At 57.5% G+C, this 19,685-nt stretch carries 19 protein-coding genes; 6 read left to right on the top strand and 13 right to left on the bottom strand.

Going from position 1 to position 19,685, the window contains the following annotated elements:
• Positions 1 to 93: 93 nt before the first annotated feature.
• Positions 94 to 1,587 carry an acetyl-CoA carboxylase biotin carboxylase subunit gene (accC, locus tag ACYVAC_RS12440; protein ID WP_461098009.1) on the bottom strand — a complete coding sequence of 498 codons (1,494 nt, stop codon included), beginning with the start codon at positions 1,585 to 1,587 and terminating at the stop codon, positions 94 to 96.
• A 208-nt stretch (positions 1,588 to 1,795) separates the two neighbouring features.
• Between accC and ACYVAC_RS12435 the strand changes: the two genes are divergently transcribed.
• Both ACYVAC_RS12435 and ACYVAC_RS12430 read left to right on the top strand, forming a co-directional pair.
• Positions 1,796 to 3,100, top strand: coding sequence for an aminotransferase class I/II-fold pyridoxal phosphate-dependent enzyme (locus ACYVAC_RS12435; protein ID WP_461098008.1), 1,305 nt, complete (start codon positions 1,796 to 1,798; stop codon positions 3,098 to 3,100).
• Between the two features lie 141 nt (positions 3,101 to 3,241).
• The gene (locus ACYVAC_RS12430; RefSeq protein WP_461098007.1) at positions 3,242 to 3,427 is read left to right on the top strand and encodes a histone H1; all 186 of its coding nucleotides are present in this window, start codon (positions 3,242 to 3,244) and stop codon (positions 3,425 to 3,427) included.
• A gap of 84 nt (positions 3,428 to 3,511) precedes the next feature.
• Here ACYVAC_RS12430 and ACYVAC_RS12425 read toward each other — a convergent pair whose 3' ends face one another.
• Positions 3,512 to 3,925 (bottom strand): MaoC family dehydratase, encoded by a 414-nt coding sequence (locus ACYVAC_RS12425; RefSeq protein WP_461098006.1) that lies wholly within the window; start codon positions 3,923 to 3,925, stop codon positions 3,512 to 3,514.
• Between the two features lie 137 nt (positions 3,926 to 4,062).
• Here ACYVAC_RS12425 and ACYVAC_RS12420 point away from each other — a divergent pair, with 137 nt between their 5' ends.
• From ACYVAC_RS12420 to ACYVAC_RS12410, 3 genes are all read left to right on the top strand, one after another.
• On the top strand, positions 4,063 to 5,289 hold the full coding sequence (locus ACYVAC_RS12420; protein WP_461098005.1) for an acyltransferase family protein: 1,227 nt from the start codon (positions 4,063 to 4,065) through the stop codon (positions 5,287 to 5,289).
• A gap of 68 nt (positions 5,290 to 5,357) precedes the next feature.
• Positions 5,358 to 6,557: a class I SAM-dependent rRNA methyltransferase gene (locus tag ACYVAC_RS12415; protein ID WP_461098004.1), complete on the top strand. Its 1,200-nt coding sequence runs from the start codon at positions 5,358 to 5,360 to the stop codon at positions 6,555 to 6,557.
• Positions 6,558 to 6,685: 128 nt separating this feature from the next.
• The gene (locus ACYVAC_RS12410) at positions 6,686 to 8,440 is read left to right on the top strand and encodes a pyruvate dehydrogenase complex dihydrolipoamide acetyltransferase (RefSeq protein ID WP_461098003.1); all 1,755 of its coding nucleotides are present in this window, start codon (positions 6,686 to 6,688) and stop codon (positions 8,438 to 8,440) included.
• Between the two features lie 167 nt (positions 8,441 to 8,607).
• Here ACYVAC_RS12410 and trxA read toward each other — a convergent pair whose 3' ends face one another.
• Together trxA and ACYVAC_RS12400 are read right to left on the bottom strand one after the other, a co-directional pair.
• A complete protein-coding gene (trxA, locus tag ACYVAC_RS12405; RefSeq protein WP_461098002.1) occupies positions 8,608 to 8,937 on the bottom strand; it encodes a thioredoxin in 330 nt (109 codons plus the stop codon).
• 70 nt (positions 8,938 to 9,007) lie between these two features.
• Complete coding sequence (locus ACYVAC_RS12400) at positions 9,008 to 9,892, bottom strand: sterol desaturase family protein (protein ID WP_461098001.1); 885 nt, start codon at positions 9,890 to 9,892, stop codon at positions 9,008 to 9,010.
• A gap of 165 nt (positions 9,893 to 10,057) precedes the next feature.
• On the opposite strand from ACYVAC_RS12400, the gene ACYVAC_RS12395 reads away from it, so the two are divergent.
• Positions 10,058 to 10,576, top strand: coding sequence for an acyl-CoA thioesterase (locus tag ACYVAC_RS12395; RefSeq protein WP_461098000.1), 519 nt, complete (start codon positions 10,058 to 10,060; stop codon positions 10,574 to 10,576).
• 178 nt (positions 10,577 to 10,754) lie between these two features.
• Here ACYVAC_RS12395 and ACYVAC_RS12390 read toward each other — a convergent pair whose 3' ends face one another.
• From ACYVAC_RS12390 to ACYVAC_RS12350, 9 genes are all read right to left on the bottom strand, one after another.
• The gene (locus tag ACYVAC_RS12390; protein ID WP_461097999.1) at positions 10,755 to 11,261 is read right to left on the bottom strand and encodes a nuclear transport factor 2 family protein; all 507 of its coding nucleotides are present in this window, start codon (positions 11,259 to 11,261) and stop codon (positions 10,755 to 10,757) included.
• A 51-nt stretch (positions 11,262 to 11,312) separates the two neighbouring features.
• The gene (locus ACYVAC_RS12385; RefSeq protein WP_461097998.1) at positions 11,313 to 12,635 is read right to left on the bottom strand and encodes a serine hydrolase domain-containing protein; all 1,323 of its coding nucleotides are present in this window, start codon (positions 12,633 to 12,635) and stop codon (positions 11,313 to 11,315) included.
• A 36-nt stretch (positions 12,636 to 12,671) separates the two neighbouring features.
• Positions 12,672 to 13,160, bottom strand: a complete 489-nt coding sequence (locus tag ACYVAC_RS12380; protein ID WP_461097997.1) for a hypothetical protein — start codon at positions 13,158 to 13,160, stop codon at positions 12,672 to 12,674.
• 90 nt (positions 13,161 to 13,250) lie between these two features.
• Positions 13,251 to 13,952: a class I SAM-dependent methyltransferase gene (locus tag ACYVAC_RS12375; RefSeq protein WP_461097996.1), complete on the bottom strand. Its 702-nt coding sequence runs from the start codon at positions 13,950 to 13,952 to the stop codon at positions 13,251 to 13,253.
• A gap of 30 nt (positions 13,953 to 13,982) precedes the next feature.
• Positions 13,983 to 15,155, bottom strand: coding sequence for a glycosyltransferase family 87 protein (locus tag ACYVAC_RS12370; RefSeq protein ID WP_461097995.1), 1,173 nt, complete (start codon positions 15,153 to 15,155; stop codon positions 13,983 to 13,985).
• Between the two features lie 213 nt (positions 15,156 to 15,368).
• Complete coding sequence (locus tag ACYVAC_RS12365; protein ID WP_461097994.1) at positions 15,369 to 16,622, bottom strand: sulfate adenylyltransferase subunit 1; 1,254 nt, start codon at positions 16,620 to 16,622, stop codon at positions 15,369 to 15,371.
• 93 nt (positions 16,623 to 16,715) lie between these two features.
• On the bottom strand, positions 16,716 to 17,618 hold the full coding sequence (cysD, locus tag ACYVAC_RS12360; RefSeq protein WP_461098227.1) for a sulfate adenylyltransferase subunit CysD: 903 nt from the start codon (positions 17,616 to 17,618) through the stop codon (positions 16,716 to 16,718).
• A gap of 93 nt (positions 17,619 to 17,711) precedes the next feature.
• Complete coding sequence (locus ACYVAC_RS12355; protein ID WP_461097993.1) at positions 17,712 to 18,446, bottom strand: phosphoadenylyl-sulfate reductase; 735 nt, start codon at positions 18,444 to 18,446, stop codon at positions 17,712 to 17,714.
• A gap of 62 nt (positions 18,447 to 18,508) precedes the next feature.
• Positions 18,509 to 19,612, bottom strand: a complete 1,104-nt coding sequence (locus ACYVAC_RS12350; protein WP_461097992.1) for a Gfo/Idh/MocA family protein — start codon at positions 19,610 to 19,612, stop codon at positions 18,509 to 18,511.
• Between the last annotated feature and the right edge of the window lie 73 nt (positions 19,613 to 19,685).

Genomic DNA, 19,685 nt, shown 5'->3' with positions numbered 1-19,685 from the left:
GCAAAACGAACAGCCTCCCGACTATGGACCACGCCATAGCCGGGAGGCTGTTCGTCAGGAGCCAATGCGCACGGATGGGCCGCCTGCCCGCCGTCAGAGCCGGTTTTTCTTCCAGTTGCTGGTTGGGCGTACCTGGGTTGGGGTGCCCGATGAGCGCGGACGCTGCTGCTGAAACAGGTAGGCAGCCAGCACGGCGGCCAGTTCGGCTTCGGCGGTGTCGGGCGCGGTATCGAGTTTGTCAGGCGTGAAGTAGCGGCCAACAAACCCCGTATCGAACTGGCCCGACCGAAAAGCCTCGTGTTCCATAACGAAGCGCCCGAAGGGTAGGGTGGTCTGCACGCCCGAAATCTGGTACTCATCGATCGCGCGGATCATTTTCCGAATGGCATCGTCGCGGGTGTCGCCATAGGTGATGAGTTTGGCGATCATTGGGTCGTAATAGATTGGAATGCTCATGCCCTGTTCAAAACCATCGTCGACCCGCACGCCGTTGCCCTGCGGCCGCACGTAAGTGTCGAGCGTACCCACATCGGGCAGGAAATTATTGGTCGGGTCTTCGGCGTATACCCGGACCTCGATGGCGTGGCCCTTGATCGTCAGATCGTCCTGCCGGATGCGCAGTGGTTTGCCCTCGGCAATGTAAATCATCTCCTGCACCAGGTCGACGCCGGTAATCAGTTCCGTAACGGGGTGTTCGACCTGCAGGCGGGTGTTCATCTCCAGGAAGTAGAAGTCGAGGGTATCGTTGACAATAAACTCAACCGTGCCGGCACCATAGTAGCCGCAGGCGCGGGCCACATCGACGGCGGCCTGGCCCATGGCTTCGCGGATAGCGGGCGTCAGAATGGCCGATGGCGCTTCTTCAACCACTTTCTGATGCCGGCGCTGCACCGAGCACTCCCGCTCGAAGAGGTGAATGATGTTACCATGCTGATCGCCCAGCACCTGAATCTCGACGTGGCGGGGCGAGGTGACGTATTTTTCGATAAACACCGATCCGTCGCCGAAAGCCGAGATGGCCTCACTCACGGCGCGGTCCATCTGCTCGTCGAATTCGGCTTCGTTCTCGACAACGCGCATGCCCTTGCCACCGCCACCCGCCGAGGCTTTGATGAGAATGGGATAGCCGATCTGGCCTGAGATGGCTTTGGCTTCGGCCCGGTCGGTGATGGCAGCGGGGGTGCCGGGCACCATGGGAATCTGGTAATCGGCCACGGCGGCTTTGGCAGCCAGTTTGCTGCCCATGATCTCGATGGCCTCGGGCGAGGGGCCGATAAAGATCAGGCCAGCGTCGCGCACCTGCCGGGCAAAGGAAGCATTTTCCGACAGAAATCCGTAGCCGGGGTGAATGGCATCGACACCCAGGCGGTGGCAGGCTTCGATGATTACATCGGCCCGCAGGTACGACTCGGCCGACGGAGCAGGCCCAACACAAACGGCTTCGTCGGCGTAGCGGACGTGGAGCGCGTTGCGGTCGGCCTCTGAAAAGATAGCCACGGTCTGAATGCCCATTTCCCGGGCGGTACGCATGATTCGGAGGGCAATTTCGCCCCGGTTGGCAACTAGGATTTTGCGGATCTGAGTCATAAAAGAAGCGCTCACGTGCGCCAGACGGGCCCTGTTGGCTGATGAAATGGGTCCCGTTAAAACGGACCGGGAGCAAAGTAAACGAATTGTTACAAAACGGATGTCAAATTGAATTTTACCCCCCAGATTTGGCCTACCAAAACTAACTCGTATTTTTGCACTTACTTCGAAAAAAACAGGGGTTTAGCCCAATAAACGATAGTAGAAAGTGGATTTATTTGAGAAACTGCGCACCAATCTGGGACCTATTGGGTCACCGGCTCGTGATTTTAATGGCCACCACTATTTCGCATTCCCGAAGCTGGAAGGTGAACTTGGCCCTCACATGCGTTTCCAGGGCAAAGACGTCCTCAACTGGAGCCTGAACAACTACCTTGGTTTGGGTAACCACCCGGAGGTTCGGAAGGCCGATGCCGACGCTGCCGCTCAGTGGGGCCTCGCTTATCCGATGGGCGCCCGCATGATGTCGGGTAATTCGGACCTGCACGAGCAGTTCGAGAAAGAACTGGCGCAGTTTGTCGGTAAAGAAGATTCATTCCTGCTCAATTACGGCTACCAAGGGGTTATGTCGGCCATCGAAGCCGTGGTCGATCACCGCGATGTGATCGTTTACGACGCCGAGTGCCACGCCTGTCTGATCGACGGAATCCGGCTCCACAAGGCCAAAATGGGTGAATACTATAAGTTCAACCACAACGACATGGCCAGCCTGGAGAAAAACCTCCAGCGCGCCACCAAGAAAGCGGCCGAAAAAGGCGGGAGCATTCTGGTTATTACCGAAGGTGTATTCGGTATGTCGGGTAAAGTGGGTAGCCTCGACAAGATCGTGGCCCTGAAAGAAAAATACGAGTTCAAGCTGTTGGTCGACGACGCACACGGTTTCGGTACCATGGGCCCCACGGGCGCCGGCGTCGGCGAGATGCTCGGTTGCCAGGATGGGATCGACCTGTACTTCTCGACCTTTGCCAAATCGATGGCCGCTATCGGGGCTTTCATTGCCGGCGACCACGACATCATCATGTACCTGAAATACAACATGCGCTCGCAGACCTACGCCAAGGCACTGCCGATGCCGTATGTGGTGGGTGGGCTGAAACGGCTCGAAATGATTCGCAACTCGGCCGAGTTCCGCGATAAACTCTGGACCAACGTGCGGGCGCTGCAGAGCGGCCTGCGCGAGCGGGGCTTCAACATTGGTGAAACCACGTCGCCCGTAACGCCCGTACTGCTTCAGAACATTCAGGGGGGCATTCCGGAGGTAACGGCTATCATCCGCGACCTGCGCGAAAACCTCGGTATCTTCTGCTCGATCGTGGTATATCCTGTTGTTCCGAAAGAAATCGTGATGCTCCGTATTATTCCGACGGCGGCTCACAGCCTCGACGATGTGCAGCGGACCCTCGAAGCGTTCTCGCTTGTTGCTGAAAAAATCAAGAAAGGCGACTACAAGCCAGGTGGCCCCGCCGTTTCGCCCGAAATCCTCGAAGTTTCGGCCGAATCAGCCACTGAGTAGGGTTTTTGCCTGGAAATTGCATTTTTCAGCTAATTTTTTGTTGAGCCTATTGCGCTGTATGGCATTATGACTAAATTTCCACCAAAACCGCGTTTTTAGCGGGATTTGGGCATTTTTTAACTTAACCCCATACAAAGCGCTATGGCACGTTTCGATGAAGTGAAGAATTTGGTGATGTCGCTGGAAAGCGATTTCGAGAAGTTCTACGAGAAAAAAAACCAGGCTGCCGGTACCCGCGTTCGCAAAGGTATGCAGGACCTGAAAACGCTGGCTCAGGCAATTCGGGCAGAAGTTCAGGACACCAAGAACACCGCCGAAAAAGCATAATCGCTGACCGACGATTTATCACAACGAAGCCCTGCTGTCTGACGACGGCAGGGCTTCGTTGCGTTGGTAGTCTGGATGACTTACTTAAATTTTCTCCCGGTGCATCAGGGTAGCCACGCCCCGGGTCGCCACCTTACCCGTCTGGGCATCGCGCAGCTCGCCGGCAATCTCGGCGGTGTGCTTGTCGGGGTTGATGCTCCGCACCGTAAACACAGCCTCATAGTCAGTGTCGACAAACATCGGGCGCAGAAACTCCAGTGTCTGGCCCAGATAAACCGAGCCATAACCCGGAAACTCGGTGCCCAGAATTTTGGTGAATATGCTGGCCCCCAGCATCCCGTGGATGATCGGGCGCTTGAAGGGGGTGGCAGCCGCGAACTCGGGATCGAGGTGCAGGGGGTTGTTGTCGCCCGTAACGCGGGCAAAATCGATTACATCGGCCTGCGAAAACCGGAAGGGCGACCGATAAACGGCATTCAGTGCGAAGTCAGGAACCATGGGGCAGTTGGGTTACGAAACAAACTGCAAACTTAGCACCCGCCGGCGAATTCGGTAGCGGGCCCTTGGTCCGCTCAGGCGAAGCGTGGGTGGGGTAAGGGTATTATCGGTATAGATGCGCTAGCTTTGCAGTCTGTATGCTAAACGATCTACTCCGGCCCAGTACATCGACGGCCAACCGCGTGTTTGGTCTCGACATTATGCGGGCTATTGCCGTGCTGATTGTAGTGGATGCCCACTCGACCGTGGCGCTTAAGGACTATTACGACGGAGCTTTCTGGCACCATATTCTGCCCGACGGGGTCGAGCTGTTTTTTGTGCTGAGCGGCTTTCTGATCGGGGGGATCCTGATCCGGACCTACGAAAAAAACAACCGGTTCGACGGGGGACTGCTGCTCAACTTCTGGACCCGCCGGTGGTTCCGCACGCTGCCCAACTACTACCTGGTCTTGACGGGCCTGATCGTGATGGCGCTGGTGCGGGCCTGGCGTAGTGGCCTGCACCACACCCTGCCGGCCAAAGGCGTGCTGGTTTCCTACTACCTGTTTGTACAGAATTTCGCCACCGCCATCCCCGATTTCTTTCCCGAAACCTGGAGTCTGGCCATCGAGGAGTGGTCGTATCTGACCCTGCCCGTACTGCTGCTGCTGATGCATTACGTGTTGCCCGCCCGGTGGCCGCGGCAGCGGGTGGTGCTCATCACCATTCTGCTTGTTATTGTCGGTACCAATCTCCTGCGGCTGATACTGGCGGTGCAACACCCCATTGCCGAGGGCGAACTGGGCTTTCGCGGCATTGTACTGACCCGGCTCGATGCCATTGCCTACGGTGTGCTGACGGCCTACGTGAAGCAGTATTACCCAACGTTCTGGACGAGCCCGACCACGCGCCAGCGGCTCGTACTGCTGGGCCTGCTGCTGACCGTACTTACATCGTTCAGTGCGTCGATCCTGATCCTGAAATACTACGTGCAGGCGGGCGTATATCCGGCCTACGTGTTTTATAAACGTACAGTTTATTTCCCGCTCATCGGGCTCAGTATGGCGTTGCTGATGCCGTATATGGATGGCTGGCGGCAACCTACTGGCCTCTGGACCCGTTTCGGACTGGCCCGCATCGTTACCCACATCAGTCTGATTTCGTATTCGATGTACCTGCTTAACCTGACCCCCATCATGCTCAACCTGGTCGAGCGGATTCCGACCACCTCGGCGCGGGTGGGCTGGCTGAAGGTCTGGCTGTTCTGGGGGCTGGTCATTGGCCTGTCGTCGCTGTTGTATCGGTATTTCGAAAAACCCGTTACGGCCCTGCGCGAGCGGATGTCGAAGCAGGAGCCCACACTGCTCAACAGCGAGCGGGTATAGCGGTGCACCAGCCGGGGCGTAGGGGTTCGGCCGAAATCGGCGTATCTTTGCGGTCTTTCAACAAACGAATGACAGTTTCCAGATTATATCTACAGGCAGGGCGCGACGAAGCCGTCCGGCGGTTTCACCCCTGGGTGTTCTCGCGGGCGATCGGCCGCTTCGAGGGCGACCTCAACGATGGCGACCTGGTCGACGTACATGACAAAAAGGGCGATTACCTGGCCACGGGACACTACCACGACGGCAGCATTGCGGTGCGCCTGTTTTCCTTTGCCGCTACGGCCGGCGGTCCCGTACGGCCCGACGTGGCGTACTGGACCAATAAGCTGCGCCACATACGCTCCATTCGGCAGGCCGTGCTGACGCCCGATACCAACTGCTACCGACTGGTACATGGCGAGGGCGATGGCTGCACGGGTCTGATTCTCGATATGTACGATGGGGTGGCGGTGCTGCAGGCCCACTCGATCGGCATGCACCGCGAACGGGCGCTGATTACCGATGCCCTGCGGGCCGTTTTTGGCGATGAGCTGAAGGCCGTTTACGATAAAAGTGCCGAAACGCTGCCCGACCAGTACGGTGCTACTGTTACCAATGGCTACCTGTTTGGCGAGGTGCCGGTACCGCATCCGGTGCTGGAGAACGGCCATACCTTTCTGGTCGACTGGATCACGGGCCAGAAAACAGGCTTCTTTCTGGACCAGCGCGACAACCGGGCCCTGCTGGCCCGCTACGCGCCGGGCAAACGGGTGCTCAACGCGTTTTGCTACTCGGGTGGTTTCTCGGTCTACGGGCTCAAAGCCGGGGCCAGTCTGGTGCATTCGGTCGATGTGTCGAAGAAAGCCATCGAACTGACGCGGCAGAACATCGACGCCAATAGTGCGGCTGACGAAGCGTCGGCGCACGAAGCCTACGCCGATGATGTCATGCACTACCTGAAAGCCCACGATCACCAGTACGATGTGGTGGTACTCGATCCGCCTGCCTTTGCCAAGAGTCTGTCAGCGCGGCACCGGGCGGTGCAGGGCTACAAGCGGCTCAACGCCGAAGGGCTGCGCCGGGTGGCCAGCGGAGGTATTCTGTTTACGTTCAGCTGCTCGCAGGTCATCGACCGGGAGCTGTTTTACAATACCATTGTGGCGGCCGCCATCGAAGCAGGTCGGCAGGTGCGGGTGCTGCACCACCTGAGCCAGCCGGCCGACCACCCCGTCAGCCTGTTTCACCCCGAGGGCAGTTACCTCAAAGGGCTGGTCCTTTGGGTCGAGTAGGATTAATGTCGATTCAAACGGCGCATTCGGTGAGAAAACCGGCTCCGATTGCGTATTCTAACAGGCTATACCTTAATTTTGGCCTGTAACCCGGTCTCGTTGAAAACCCGATATACTGATAGCTGGCTATGGCTGAATTAATCCGAATGCCCAAAATGAGCGACACCATGACCGAAGGGGTCATTGCGGAGTGGCACAAGAAAGTGGGCGATAAAGTAAAGTCTGGCGACGTGCTGGCCGAAGTCGAAACCGACAAGGCAACCATGGACCTGGAATCGTATGAAGAAGGCACGCTGCTCTACATTGGCGTCGAAAAAGGGGCTTCGGTTCCGGTCGACGGGGTGCTGGCAGTAATTGGTGCCGATGGCGAAGACTACAAAGCGCTGCTCAACGGATCGAGCGGTGGTAGCCAGCCAGCCGCCGAGGCACCCGCAGCGGCTCCGGCAGAAGCACCAGCCCCAAGCGGAGCAGCCAGCCCGGCCGACGTGAACACCAAGCTTCCCGATGCCAACGCGGTATCGGCAGCGCCGGCCGAGAACGTCAACGCCACGGTGATCCGGATGCCCAAAATGAGCGACACCATGACCGAGGGCACCATCGTCAGCTGGCTCAAAAAGGAAGGCGACGTGGTGAAAGCCGGTGATGCACTGGCCGAAGTCGAAACCGACAAAGCCACCATGGATCTCGAGGCCTACGAAGAAGGCACGCTGCTCTACATCGGGGTGAAAGAAGGTTCGTCGGTAGCTGTCGATGATATCATCGCCATTGTGGGCGAAAAAGGCGCCAATTTTAAAGTACTGCTCGATGGCGGTACGCCCGCCCAGCCGGCAGCCACTGCTACCGGTGGCAGCGAAACGGCCGAACAGAACCCGCAGGCATCGCTGCCCGCCAACGCCGACAGCGACCTGTCGTATGCGGGTGGAACCGGCGAAGCAGCTGGTGCCAACGGGCGTGTGAAGGCGTCTCCGCTGGCCAAACGCATTGCCGAAGATAAAGGCATCAGCCTGGGTCAGGTAAAAGGCAGTGGTCCCGAAGGCCGCATTGTGAAGAGCGACGTAGAAGCGTTTGTTCCCGGTTCGGCCGCGCCAGCGCCGAAACCAGCCGCTGCGCCAGCACCAGCCGCTACACCGGCTCCGGCAGCCGCGCCCGCCCCGGCTCCCCAGCCGGCCGCAGCTGCCCCCGCTACCGGCGATTTCGTCGATACGCCGGTTAGCCAGATGCGCAAAACGATTGCCCGTCGCCTGAGCGAAAGCATGTTCACCGCTCCGCATTTCTACCTGACCATGGAGATCAACATGGATAAGGCAATGGACCTGCGCGGTACGGTCAACGGCGTTAGCCCGGTCAAAGTATCCTTTAATGACTTTGTCATCAAAGCAGCCGCCGTGGCGCTCAAACAGCACCCAACGGTCAACTCGTCGTGGCTGGGCGACAAAATCCGCCGGTACAACTACGTTAACATCGGCGTAGCCGTTGCGGTCGACGAAGGCCTGCTGGTACCCGTGGTGCGGAACGCCGATCAGAAGACACTGTCGACCATTTCGGGCGAGGTGAAGGAGATGGCGGGTAAGGCTAAAGACAAGAAACTGCAGCCCAAGGACTGGGAAGGCAGCACGTTCTCGATCTCGAACCTCGGTATGTTCGGCATCGATGAGTTTACCGCGATTATCAACCCGCCCGATGCCTGTATCCTGGCGGTTGGGGCTATCAAGCAGTCGGTGAAGTTCGAGAAAGACGACACGGGTGCATCGGTTGCCAAACCAACCAATGTCATGAAAGTAACGCTGTCGTGCGATCACCGCGTGGTCGACGGCGCCAGCGGAGCCGCTTTCCTGCAGACGTTCAAAGAGCTGCTCGAAAACCCGATGCGGATGCTGGTATAAGGTATGGGTACACGGTATTCAGTTTACGGCAGCCCCGTCAGCTGAATACCCGTACTGACCATAAAAAAGGGGGGCGTCAACCTAGGTTGACGCCCCCCTTTTTTATGAATTCGCCTGAGCGCCCGAGCGGACAAAAGCCCGGCTTAGCCGTCAGGCGGTGTGCGCAATTACAGAGCGGCCTGTAGCTTTTGCTCCAGAACGTTTTTGGGAACAGCACCGACAACTTTCTCAATCATCTGGCCATTTTTGAAGACCATCAGGGTGGGGATGCTGCGGATACCGAACTGGGCCGGAATGCGGGCGTTCTGATCGACATCCATTTTAGCGACAACGGCTTTGCCTTCGTACTCACCGGCGAGTTGCTCAACAACGGGCCCGATCATCTTACAGGGACCACACCATTCAGCCCAGAAATCGACCAGTACCGGTTTATCGGAATTGATCAGTTCGTCAAAATTTGCATCAGTTGCCTCTACGGCGTGCGAGCCTGCTGCCATGATTTTAATCTGTTTATTAGTTGAACTTGTTTCTCATCCATAAACCGATTTCGATACGTTTAGTTCCGATTTACGATTGACCGACGGGCTGAGAAAGGGCTTCCGATGGGCTGGTGGTCGGGTGGGCAGGCGCTTCGCCGACGGGTGGGCGGTAGGGCTGAAACGGAATCCTGAGCAGGTTGCCCAATGCCGAATGCTCGTGGCTGGCCAGGTGCGTATCGACCCCGTAACGCAGCTCGCGGCCTGGCTTGGCCAGATAGGTCCCAAACAGCCGGTCCCAGTAGGGAAAGATATTGCCGTAGTTGGTGTTGGTTACGGGCAGCACGTAATGGTGATGCACATGGTGCATGTTGGGTGTCACCACCACCAGTCCCAGCAGTCGGTCGGCCCAGCGGGGCAGCTCAATATTGGCGTGGTTGAACTGCGACAATACCACCGACAGCGCCTGATACATAAATACCAGCCACATGGGGGCGCCGGTGAGCAGAACGGCTACCAGGGTGAAACAAAACCGAATGACACTTTCGCCGGGGTGATGGCGGTTGGCGGTCGTGGTATCGACAAACGTATCGGTGTGGTGAATCAGGTGGAAACGCCACAGAAAAGGTACCTTATGTTCGACCCAGTGCGGAAGCCAGGCACCAATCAGATCGAGCACGAGCAAACCCACCAGGGCTTCGGCCCAAAGGGGCAGCTGAAGCCAGCCGAGCAGGCCGACGTGGTTGGCAACGGCCCAGTCGCTGGTGCGCAGCAGCAGAAACGCCAGGCAGAAATTAATGACAACGGTAGTCAGCGTAAAGAACAGGTTGATGCCGGCATGGTGCAGCTTGCGGTAGGGAAAGTGAAACAGCGGCACGGCACTTTCAATAAGCCAGAAAACCGTGATGCCGCCTACCAGTAGCAGGCTGCGGTGCGATGAGGGAATGTGCGCGAAGTAATCGACCAGACGCTCCATTGGATTCGTATAAGTTTAACGGGGTATTTTACAAATATAAACGAAAGCAGTGTCGACACAAGGGGGCTAGATAGGGAGTTGATGCGGGTTTCTTTGGCCGTTTGCGGTTTCCGTCGTTGGTTTGCACTCAACTTACACGCACAAACTAAACGTACGCATTCTGCAATGCCCCAGCCCAAATTTGCCCGGGAGTCCAGTACCGTCATGACCGAAATGGTACTGCCCAACGATACCAATACGCTCAATAATCTGATGGGGGGGCGGCTCCTGCACTTTATGGATATCGCGGCTGCCATTGCCGCCCAGAAACATTCGAACCGCATCGTGGTAACGGCTTCGGTCGATAATGTCTCGTTTGCCGAACCCATTCGGCTGGGCAATATCGTGACCATGAAAGCACAGGTTACCCGGGCGTTCAGCTCGTCGATGGAAGTCTTTATCGAAGTGTGGGCCGAGGATATTCCGGCGGGCATCCGGGTTAGCACCAACAGCGCGTTCTACACCTTTGTCGCTGTGGACCAGAGCGGGCGACCGATCGAAGTGCCAGCCGTGGTGCCCGAAACCGAGGAAGAAAAAGACCGCTACAACAGCGCGCTCCGCCGGCGGCAGCTCCGGCTCGTGCTGGCCGGCCGCATGAAGCCGCAGGACGCGACCGAACTCCGGGCCTTTCTGAAAGTGGAGTAGGTGTTCTTAAAAAAAGCAGTCCTCAGGCGCAGACTGACTCCTGGAGTCGGCTCGCGCCTGAGGGCTGCTTTTTTGTAGTTTGGGGTCTGTAGTTTGTGGTTTGTAGTCTGTAGTGCGTGGTCTGTAGTTTGTTGTTTGAACGACAAACTACAAACTAACAAACACTACATGACCTCCATCACTTGGCCGGCGGGAATTTGAGCGATTGCCAGCTGACCATCTGCCATTGTTTTCCCTTGCGGACATACACATCGGTGTAGCGCAGCCGGGTGTTGATGGTTTCGCCGTTGTTAGTGGCTTTGATGACACAGATGCCATTGAGCACGGCCGTATTGCCATACACACGCACTTTTAGATCCTCGATATCGATGGCGTCGTATTTCGACTTGCCATCGCGAATCGACTGGATGTACGAAGCCTTGGTATCGGTGCCGCCGTTGGAGTGGCAATAGAACAGGTCGTCGGCCAGGAGTTGATCCAGCACGGCGTAGTCTTTGCTAACCTGGGCATCGAATCGCTTTTGTTCGATCGTGGCCAGCACCTGCTCCGCAGGCGAATACGACGGTTTGGTAACCGTCATGGTAGTGGTTACGGCGGTGGTAGCGCCAGCTGAAGTCGACACCGCAGTCTGGGCGTGGAGCAAAGGACAGCTGAAAAGCAGGGCAAGTGTCAGGCGGATCATCATTGGGTGTGCGTTGGGGGTAAAACAGCCAGAAAAGCACCGGTACCGGCGCTTCTACCGTCCGATGGCCTGCGACTGCAGAATGGCCTGATACACCAGCACCTTGAACTTATCGGACAGGTCGCCGTATGAATTGGGTGCTTTCTGGGTGTAAATCAGCGCCACAATCCCTTCTTTGGGGTCGACCCAATAGGTCGTACCGAAATAGCCGCCCCACTCGTAGGTGCCCTCCGAAACGGGCAGGCGAGCCGAACTGCGCTCGGTGGTCAGACCAAAACCCAGCCCGAATTTTCCCGCTCCCTGGTTCAGGTCGCCGATCTGATTGCTGGTGATCAGCCGGATGGTCGTCGGGCTCAGCAACCGTTTGCCGTTGTATTCGCCCCCGTTGAGCAGCATCTGCAGAAAGGCTGCGTAATCGGCCAGGGTCGAGCTGAGACCGGCCCCGCCCGAAAAATACGTACCCGCCAGTTTAGGATAGTCGGGCGACATACCCCCGCGGGTCAGTTGCTTGCGCAGGGTGCGGATCGAATCTTCGGTATACAGCGTTGTGAGCCGGTTCTGGCGATCTTTAGGCAGGTAAAAGTACGTGTCGTTCATGCCCAGCGGCTCGAACAGGCGGCTGCGCAGGTACTGATCGAGAGGCTGACCCGACAGTACTTCGATCAGGTAGCCACAAACATCGGTGTTCAGGCCGTAGCTCCAGCGTTCGCCGGGGTTGAACAGTAAGGGCAGTTTGGCCAGTCGGTTAATGGCGTCGGCCAGGGTACCATCCGGGGTGCCAATGCCGCTCGGAATGCGGTTTTTTGCGTAGATCGCCACGGCTTCTTTCGTGCCGATCTGGGCGTAGCTAATGCCCGATGTATGGGTGAGCAGCTGCCGGATCGTGATCTCGCGCCTGGCCGGCACGGTTGTGTACGACGAATCGGCGGGGTTGAATTTATCGAGTACGGTAGGGTTTTTAAACGCCGGAATGTATTTCGAGATCGGGTCGTCGAGCAGAAACTTACCTTCCTCGAAGAGCATCATCAGACCAATGGTGGTGATGGCTTTGGTTTGCGAGGCAATTCGGAAAATGGCGTCGCGTTTGAGGGGCGTTTTGGCCGCGACATCGTCGAGCCCGTAGGCCTGGTGATACACCACGCGCCCGTTGCGGGCCACCAGCACCGCCACGCCCGCCTGCCGGCCCTGCGCAATGTAGTCGTTGATAATGGCATCCATCCGGTGCAGCCGATCGGTGCTCATCCCGACCGATTCGGCCGTAGCCGGTTGCAGGGTGGTAGCAGTGGTTGGGCGAGTGGGTTTGAGCACCGCCGTCGACTGGCCCGATGCGGACCAAAAAAAACCGGCCATGAGGCCGGTGAGTATGCATGTTTTCATGAAACAACCGGAGTTAGGAACCGGCCGCTAAAGTACTTATTTCTTAGTACCGGTGAGTCCGCCCCGGCGGGTAATCGTGATGCCGGCCTGCAACGTTTCGGCCGTGGTGTTGATGGCAATGGTATTTGTCACAAACTGACCGGTGGCCGAATAGTTGGCGTCGTACGATTTGCCGTCGAAAGCAATGGTTTCCTTCTGCTTGTCGATGATGGTGAAGCTGGCACCGCTCAGTTCGGCAGTCAGGTTCTGCTTCGTTGTGTTGTTGAAGGTCAGGGCCAGATACAGCTGATTGTCGACCTGCGATTTGGTCACGTTGATGACCAGCGTGCCCGATTCACGGCTGCTTTCGAGACTGTTGTTGATCAAGGTAGAAGCCTGATAACCGCCATCATAGGTGCCTACGTACTGATCGCGCGGGTCGACATCGGAGCCCGAGCCCGATTTCTTACAGGCGGTGGTCAGCACCAGACACGAGAGCAGCGTTACGACCAGGGATTGAAAACGAAGTGACAGGAATGGTTTCATGGCGACAGTGTAAAGTTTAGCTGGATGTCAGACAACAAACGTCGGGCCGGGTTTAACCAGTATAGGGTCGGGCCGAAAGTTGGTCTGTATCTAGAACTGGATGAGCAGATTCCGACGCTCCCACTGCATGGTAATGGGTTCGTCGAGAAAACGGGCCTGCAGCCCGAGTTTCCGGCACATCGCCAGCCACTGGGATTCGGGTACCACCAGCAGGCCGTGCTGTTGGCGAACCCTGTAATAGCTGGAGAAGCGCAGCCGGGCCAGTAAACTCAGTGTCGACCATAACTTGCCTTCCTGCCACGACCTGCGCAGCACACTAATCATATCGCCCAGCAGCCCCTCCTGCACAATCAGGTCGCAGAGCAGGGCTCTGGCGCCCGGAGCCGCGAGGTCGCGGATGGTTCGCAGCAACTGCTCAATTTCGGCGGGGTCACGGTAGTATTGGACCACGCTCATCACGATGATCAAATCGAACGACTGGCCGGCAACGGCGTCGAAGTTCAGGTAATCGGTGGCCGACAGATCGTGAAAAAAAACGGTCGGGTGATTAGCATGTTTGGCGCGGGCCAGCGCGTTGTAACGCTTAGAAATATCGAGCCCGTGCATGGCCCCCACCCGGTTATGCCAGGCATCTTCGAGGTTGGCCGGTCCGGAGCCGATGTCCAGCACGCGGGTCGACGGGGTCAGCGTGACGTACTGCTCGACCCGGTCGAGAAAGTAAGCGTAGTTCGTCGACATGGCGTCGTCGAACTCATTCTGCTGTTGCCAGAAGTCGAGCCAGGTGGCGGCCATAGGGGTATATCGGTATCGGAAAACGGATTGTTAGGTTAACTGGACTACCTGATCATTTGTTAAGGTTTCCAGGCGCTCATGGCGGGGGTGGTGCATGTTCCAGATCAGGCGAAACCAGATCAGCACAACCGGCAGGGCTTTGAGGGCATAGGGAACTACGTACCTGTCGCGCAGGTAAGCGGGGAAAATATCGCTGGGCGACATAACCGTCAGTACGAAACAGAGAATCATCAGCCCCCAGTCGAGCCGCGACTGCGGACTTACGTACCACCAGCAGATAATGCCTGTAACGGCGGTGATATACGTGGGCGACTCCGAAACGGGGTTGAAAATGACCTGAAAAATAAGCACCGAGCCCAGCAGCATCAGCCGGAACGCCAGCTGGCTGTATTGCCGGACCTGCGCGTACACGGTGCAGAAAACAGCCACGCCCGCGCCAATGATGAGGGCCGTGGATACGTTGGGGCCCAACAGCAGGTGTACCAGGTGGTGAATGGAAATGTTGAGCCACATGTCTCCATCCGACTTGATCATCAGCTGTTTCACCCACAGTTCATACTGCCACAGCAGTCGGTCGGGAGTAGTAAAGAGCAGGGGCAGCGCAGCCAGCACCAGGGTCCAGAATACCATTGAGGCCAGAAACTTGATTTTCTGGGGGTAAACAATAAACAGACCGGCGGCTACGAGGCTGTAAATCTTGATGTTAAAGCCAATCATAATGAAGAAGGCAGCCCAGAACGGCTGTTTCTTCTCGAAGCTTAAAAACGCAAAGATCGACAGGGCCGCAATGAGGGGATTGGTCTGGCTGTTGACCATCGACGTAAACAGCTCATGCAGGCTAAACCAGTAAGCCCCTGCTTTTTGCTGGTGCGTCAGGGGCAGGCGGTAGATGGCGTACAACCATACCCCCGTAAACAGAAAATGCCAGATAAACAGACCCACCGAGTAGGGCAGGGCGAAAATGGGCGAGAAAAGAGCCGCAAAGGTAGGGGCGTAGTGGTAGTGATCGGAATACTGCTCGGGATACACCTGGTACAGACTCTTGGCCTGAATCAGGTGCTCCAGTGAGTAGTAGAAAATATCGTAGTTGTTGGAGCCCTCCCAGAAAACGATGCGTATACTGGCAAACAGGGTAAGCAGTGCGTAGAGGCCGAAAATAACGCGAAAGTCACTGAAAAAGGGTTTCCTGAAAAAGTCGATCATGCAAGTGGGTCCGGTCTGCAGCTACGGTATTGGTCTGGGCAGCCCCGGTGTCAATGAAGGCGCAAAGATAGGGCAGAAACTGGTTAGCCGCGTCGCCCGCCAGTGGCTGTGCGCACCCGGACACGACAGTGCCTGTAACCAGAAAGGGGGCGGTCGTCGGACCGCCCCCGGGCAACTGGACTAGCTGGGTTGCTACGCGATGCCCAGTTCAGATCAGGCTTCGCCGATGAGCATCAAGGCCCCCACGGTTACATTGCTGGTCTCGTCGATCAGAATGGCGCCACCGGTGGTGCGGTTTTGCTGGTAAGGGTCGAAACTGATGGGCTGGGCTGTGCGCAGCACTACCTTGGCCAGATCATTAAGTTTCAGACTGTCGACACCCTCGATCTGCTCGTAGGTGTTCACGTTGAGCTGGTAGGCAATCTCGCGTACCGAGCAGCGGGTGCGGGCCGTGCCCACCTGCAATACGTATTTGTTGCCCACGCTGAATGTTTTGGTATCCATCCAGCAGACCATGGCCTCGACAGTCTGGCTGCTGATGGGCAGCTGATCGGTTCGGACAATGAGGTCGCCCCGGCTGATATCGACATCGGTGGCCAGGTGCAGCACTACCGACTGGGGCGAAGCGGCTTCGGCGAGCCGGGTTTCTGCAATCTCGATGGCGTCGATGGTCGAGGTTTCGCCCGAGGGCAGCACCGTCACCGAATCGCCGGTACGGAACTGGCCGCTGGTAATTTTACCGGCGTAGCCGCGGTAGTCGTGCAGCTCGGTGGTCTGCGGCCGAATCACGTACTGCACCGGAAACCGGCCGGGCAACTGGGTGCCCAGGTCGTTGGTCAGTTCAACGGTTTCAAGGTGCTCGAGCAGCGTCGGGCCCTCGTACCAGGGCATCGCCGTCGACCGGTCGACCACGTTATCGCCGTTCAGTGCCGACATCGGGATGTAAGTCACGTTGCTGACCTGGAGTTTCTGCGCCAGTTCGGCATAGTGGATGCAGATATCCGAAAACACATCCTGCGAGAAATCGACCAGATCCATTTTGTTGACCGCCACCACGATGTGCGGGATGCCGAGCAGACTGGCAATAAGCGAGTGCCGGCGGGTTTGTTCGGCCACACCGTGCCGCGCATCGACCAGTACAACGGCCAGCTGGCAGTTCGACGCGCCCGTCACCATGTTGCGGGTGTACTGGATATGCCCCGGCGCATCAACAATGATAAACTTGCGGGCGGGGGTCTGGAAGTAGCGGTAGGCTACGTCGATCGTGATGCCCTGTTCGCGCTCCGACCGGAGGCCGTCGGTGAGCAGCGCCAGATCGACCGATCCATCGTCGCGGCCTTTGGTGGCGCGTTCGATGGCTTCGAGCTGATCGGCCAGAATAGATTTGGAGTCGTAAAGCAGCCGCCCGATCAGCGTGCTCTTGCCGTCGTCGACCGAACCGGCGGTAATAAATCGGAGAAGGTCCATGAACTCAATGAGTGATTGAGTGAATGAGTACATGAGCGAATAAACGAGCCAACCAAAAGGTACTCGCTCATTCACCCATTCGCTCATCCACAATTAAAAATAGCCGCCTTTCTTGCGGTCTTCCATGGCGGCCTCGCTTAGCTGATCGTCCATACGGGTTTCGCCCCGCTCGGAGATACGAGTGGCCTGAATCTCGTCGATGACGGCATCGAGTGTGTCGGCACCTGATTCGGAGGCTGCTGTGCACGAAATGTCGCCCACGGTGCGGAACCGGACCCGGCGCGTCACGATCTGATCGTCGGCTTCGGGTTTGATAACGCCCCCGGCCGTAGCCATGAGCTTGCCATCGCGCACGATCAACTCCCGTTCGTGGGCAAAATAAATGCTCGGTAGGTCTATCTTTTCGCGCCGGATGTAGTTCCAGACGTCGAGTTCGGTCCAGTTCGAGATGGGGAACACGCGCACGTTTTCGCCCTTGTGAATCCGGCCGTTGTATAGATTCCAGAGTTCGGGGCGCTGCCGCTTGGGATCCCACGAGCCAAATTCATCGCGTACCGAAAACACGCGCTCTTTAGCCCGCGCCTTTTCTTCGTCGCGCCGGGCTCCGCCGATGCAGGCGTCAAATTCAAACTCCTCGATCGTGTCGAGCAGGGTAAAGGTCTGCAAGCCATTGCGGGTGGCATTGCGGCCAGTAGGTTCCTTCAGCTTTTTGGTCCGGATGGTGTCTTCCACATAACGCACGATAAGCTTTTCGCCCAGGCGGTTGGCCAGATCGTCGCGAAAATCGAGGGCTTCCTGAAAATTGTGTCCTGTGTCGATGTGGACGAGCGGAAACGGAAACTTGCCGGGCCGGAAGGCTTTCAGGGCCAGGTGCACCAGCGTAATGGAGTCTTTACCCCCCGAAAACAACAGGGCAGGCCGTTCAAACTGCCCCGCCACCTCGCGCAGAATGTGGATGGCTTCCGACTCAAGTTGATCTAGATAATCCATGTTTATTGAGTGAATAAGTGCATGAGTGCATGAGTGGTTGAGTGACTGGACCTGCCGTGAAAAATCACTCAATCGCTCATGCACTCAACCGCACAATCGCTATGGTTTAAACGCTTCTTCGTGCGTGTGGAGGCCGCATTCCTTTTTCGAGTTGTCTTCCCACCACCAGCGGCCGGCCCGGAAATCTTCGCCGGGCTGGATGGCGCGGGTGCAGGGCTGACAGCCGATGCTCACAAAGCCCCGGTCGTGGAGGGGGTTGTAGGGCACGTGGTTGTCGCGTACGTACTGCTGCACCTGCTCGAAACTCCAGTGCATTAGCGGGTGAAATTTAAACAGATCGTGGGCGTCGTCGCGCTCGACCTGGGTCATGGTTTGCCGGTTGGCCGACTGATCAGCCCGGATACCCGTGATCCAGATTTTCTGCCCGGCCAGCGCCCGGTTCAGAGGCTCTACTTTCCGGATGCCGCAGCACTCTTTCCGGTTTTCCACCGAATCGTAGAAGCTGTAGGGCCCTTTCTGACTCATCAGCTGCTCAACGGCAGCCGACTGCGGGAAGTACGTGTCGATGTGAGCGCCGTAGCGGTCGTTGGTTTTTTTCCAGACCGAATAGGTCTCCGAAAACATGCGACCCGTGTCGAGCGTGAAAATCCGGATGGGAATATCGTTAGCCAGAATCATGTCGGTGATGACCTGATCTTCGTAGCCCAGACTGGTCGAGAAAACGACCTGGCCCGGAAACAGCTCGGCCAGTTTGCGCAGCGCATCGACTTCCGACAACCCCGTCAGTTGTTGGGTCAGGCTGTCAAACGTGTGTATGGATGGTTCGGTTTGCATACAATTGACAAGTAAACTAAGGTAACCGGACGGGGGCAACACCGGCCGGCGGTTGGCTACAATCAGCGGCTGGGCTCCAGCAAAACAACCCGGCCGGTTTTGGCCGACTGCCGGGCCGCGTCCAGTATCTCCATCACAATCAGGTTATTTGCTAATGACGTCAATTCGTCGGGTTTAGTTTCGCCCCGCAGCAGCCGGGCCAGATAGGTAAACGGATCGGGCGCCGGTGCATCGGCTGGGGTGGCTTCCAGCGCCTGCTCCGTTTTCTGGTCGGGGAGCCGCACCCGCATCCGCGTGCCGTCGATGGTGATCACGTAGCCCGTGCGACCATAGACCTCCATGTCTTTGCGGGCAAAGGGCCAGTTCCACGACGCCTGAATGATGGCCTGGGTACGGGGATAGGTTACAACAATCGTGGCCTCGTCGTCGACGTTGGGATAGATATCGGGCTTGATCTGCTGCGTTACGGCCAAAACCGAGGTGGGCCGCTGGTTGTGCATAAGCCAGGTCGACAGGTTGGCACCGTAGCAGCCAAAGTCGAACAGGGCGCCGGCTCCGTTGGCGACGGGGTCAGTCAGCCAGTCGAGGAATTCAGCATTGACCCCAATTTCTTTTGGCCCCTCGTGTCCATCGTGCACCACAATCTTACGCAGGTCACCAAGGGCGTTGCCGGTGTTGGCCAGCGCGTAGGCTTTGTGGTTACTGCCATACCAGGTGGTTTCGTAGTTTGTCAGCAGCTGCGTCTGGTGTTTCCGCGCCAGGGCCGCCATAGCCTTCGCGTCGGCGTAGCTGGTGGCGAGGGGCTTCTCGACCATCACGTGGATACCGCGGGGCGCGCAGGCCTCAACGGTTTTGCGGTGATCGACAATGCGGCCAAAATCGGTAACGGCTTCGGGCCGGGTCTTGTCGAGCATGGCCTGTACGGTTGGGTACACCAGGCTCATCGGAAAGCCATATTGCTGGGCATACCGTTCGGCCAGCGCCCGGTTGGGTTCAGCAATACCCACTACCTCGATTGCTCCCGGTTTGCCATACGTTTTCAGGATCTGGTGCACATGCGTATGCACCAGCCCCGCCACCCCAACCCGCAGGGGGCGCTGTTGCGCCCGAAGGCCGGTGAGGGTGCTGAGGAGCAGAAAAAACAGGAAGGTCAGGCGCTGTTGCATAACAGTAGTGGAGTATGGTCACAGACGGGAGAATCGGGCACCGAACCTCCCGCCTAAAAGATGAGCCGGTCAA

The sequence above is a fragment of the Spirosoma luteolum genome (genome assembly GCF_054778875.1).
This window is presented reverse-complemented; position numbering and strand designations above follow the sequence as displayed.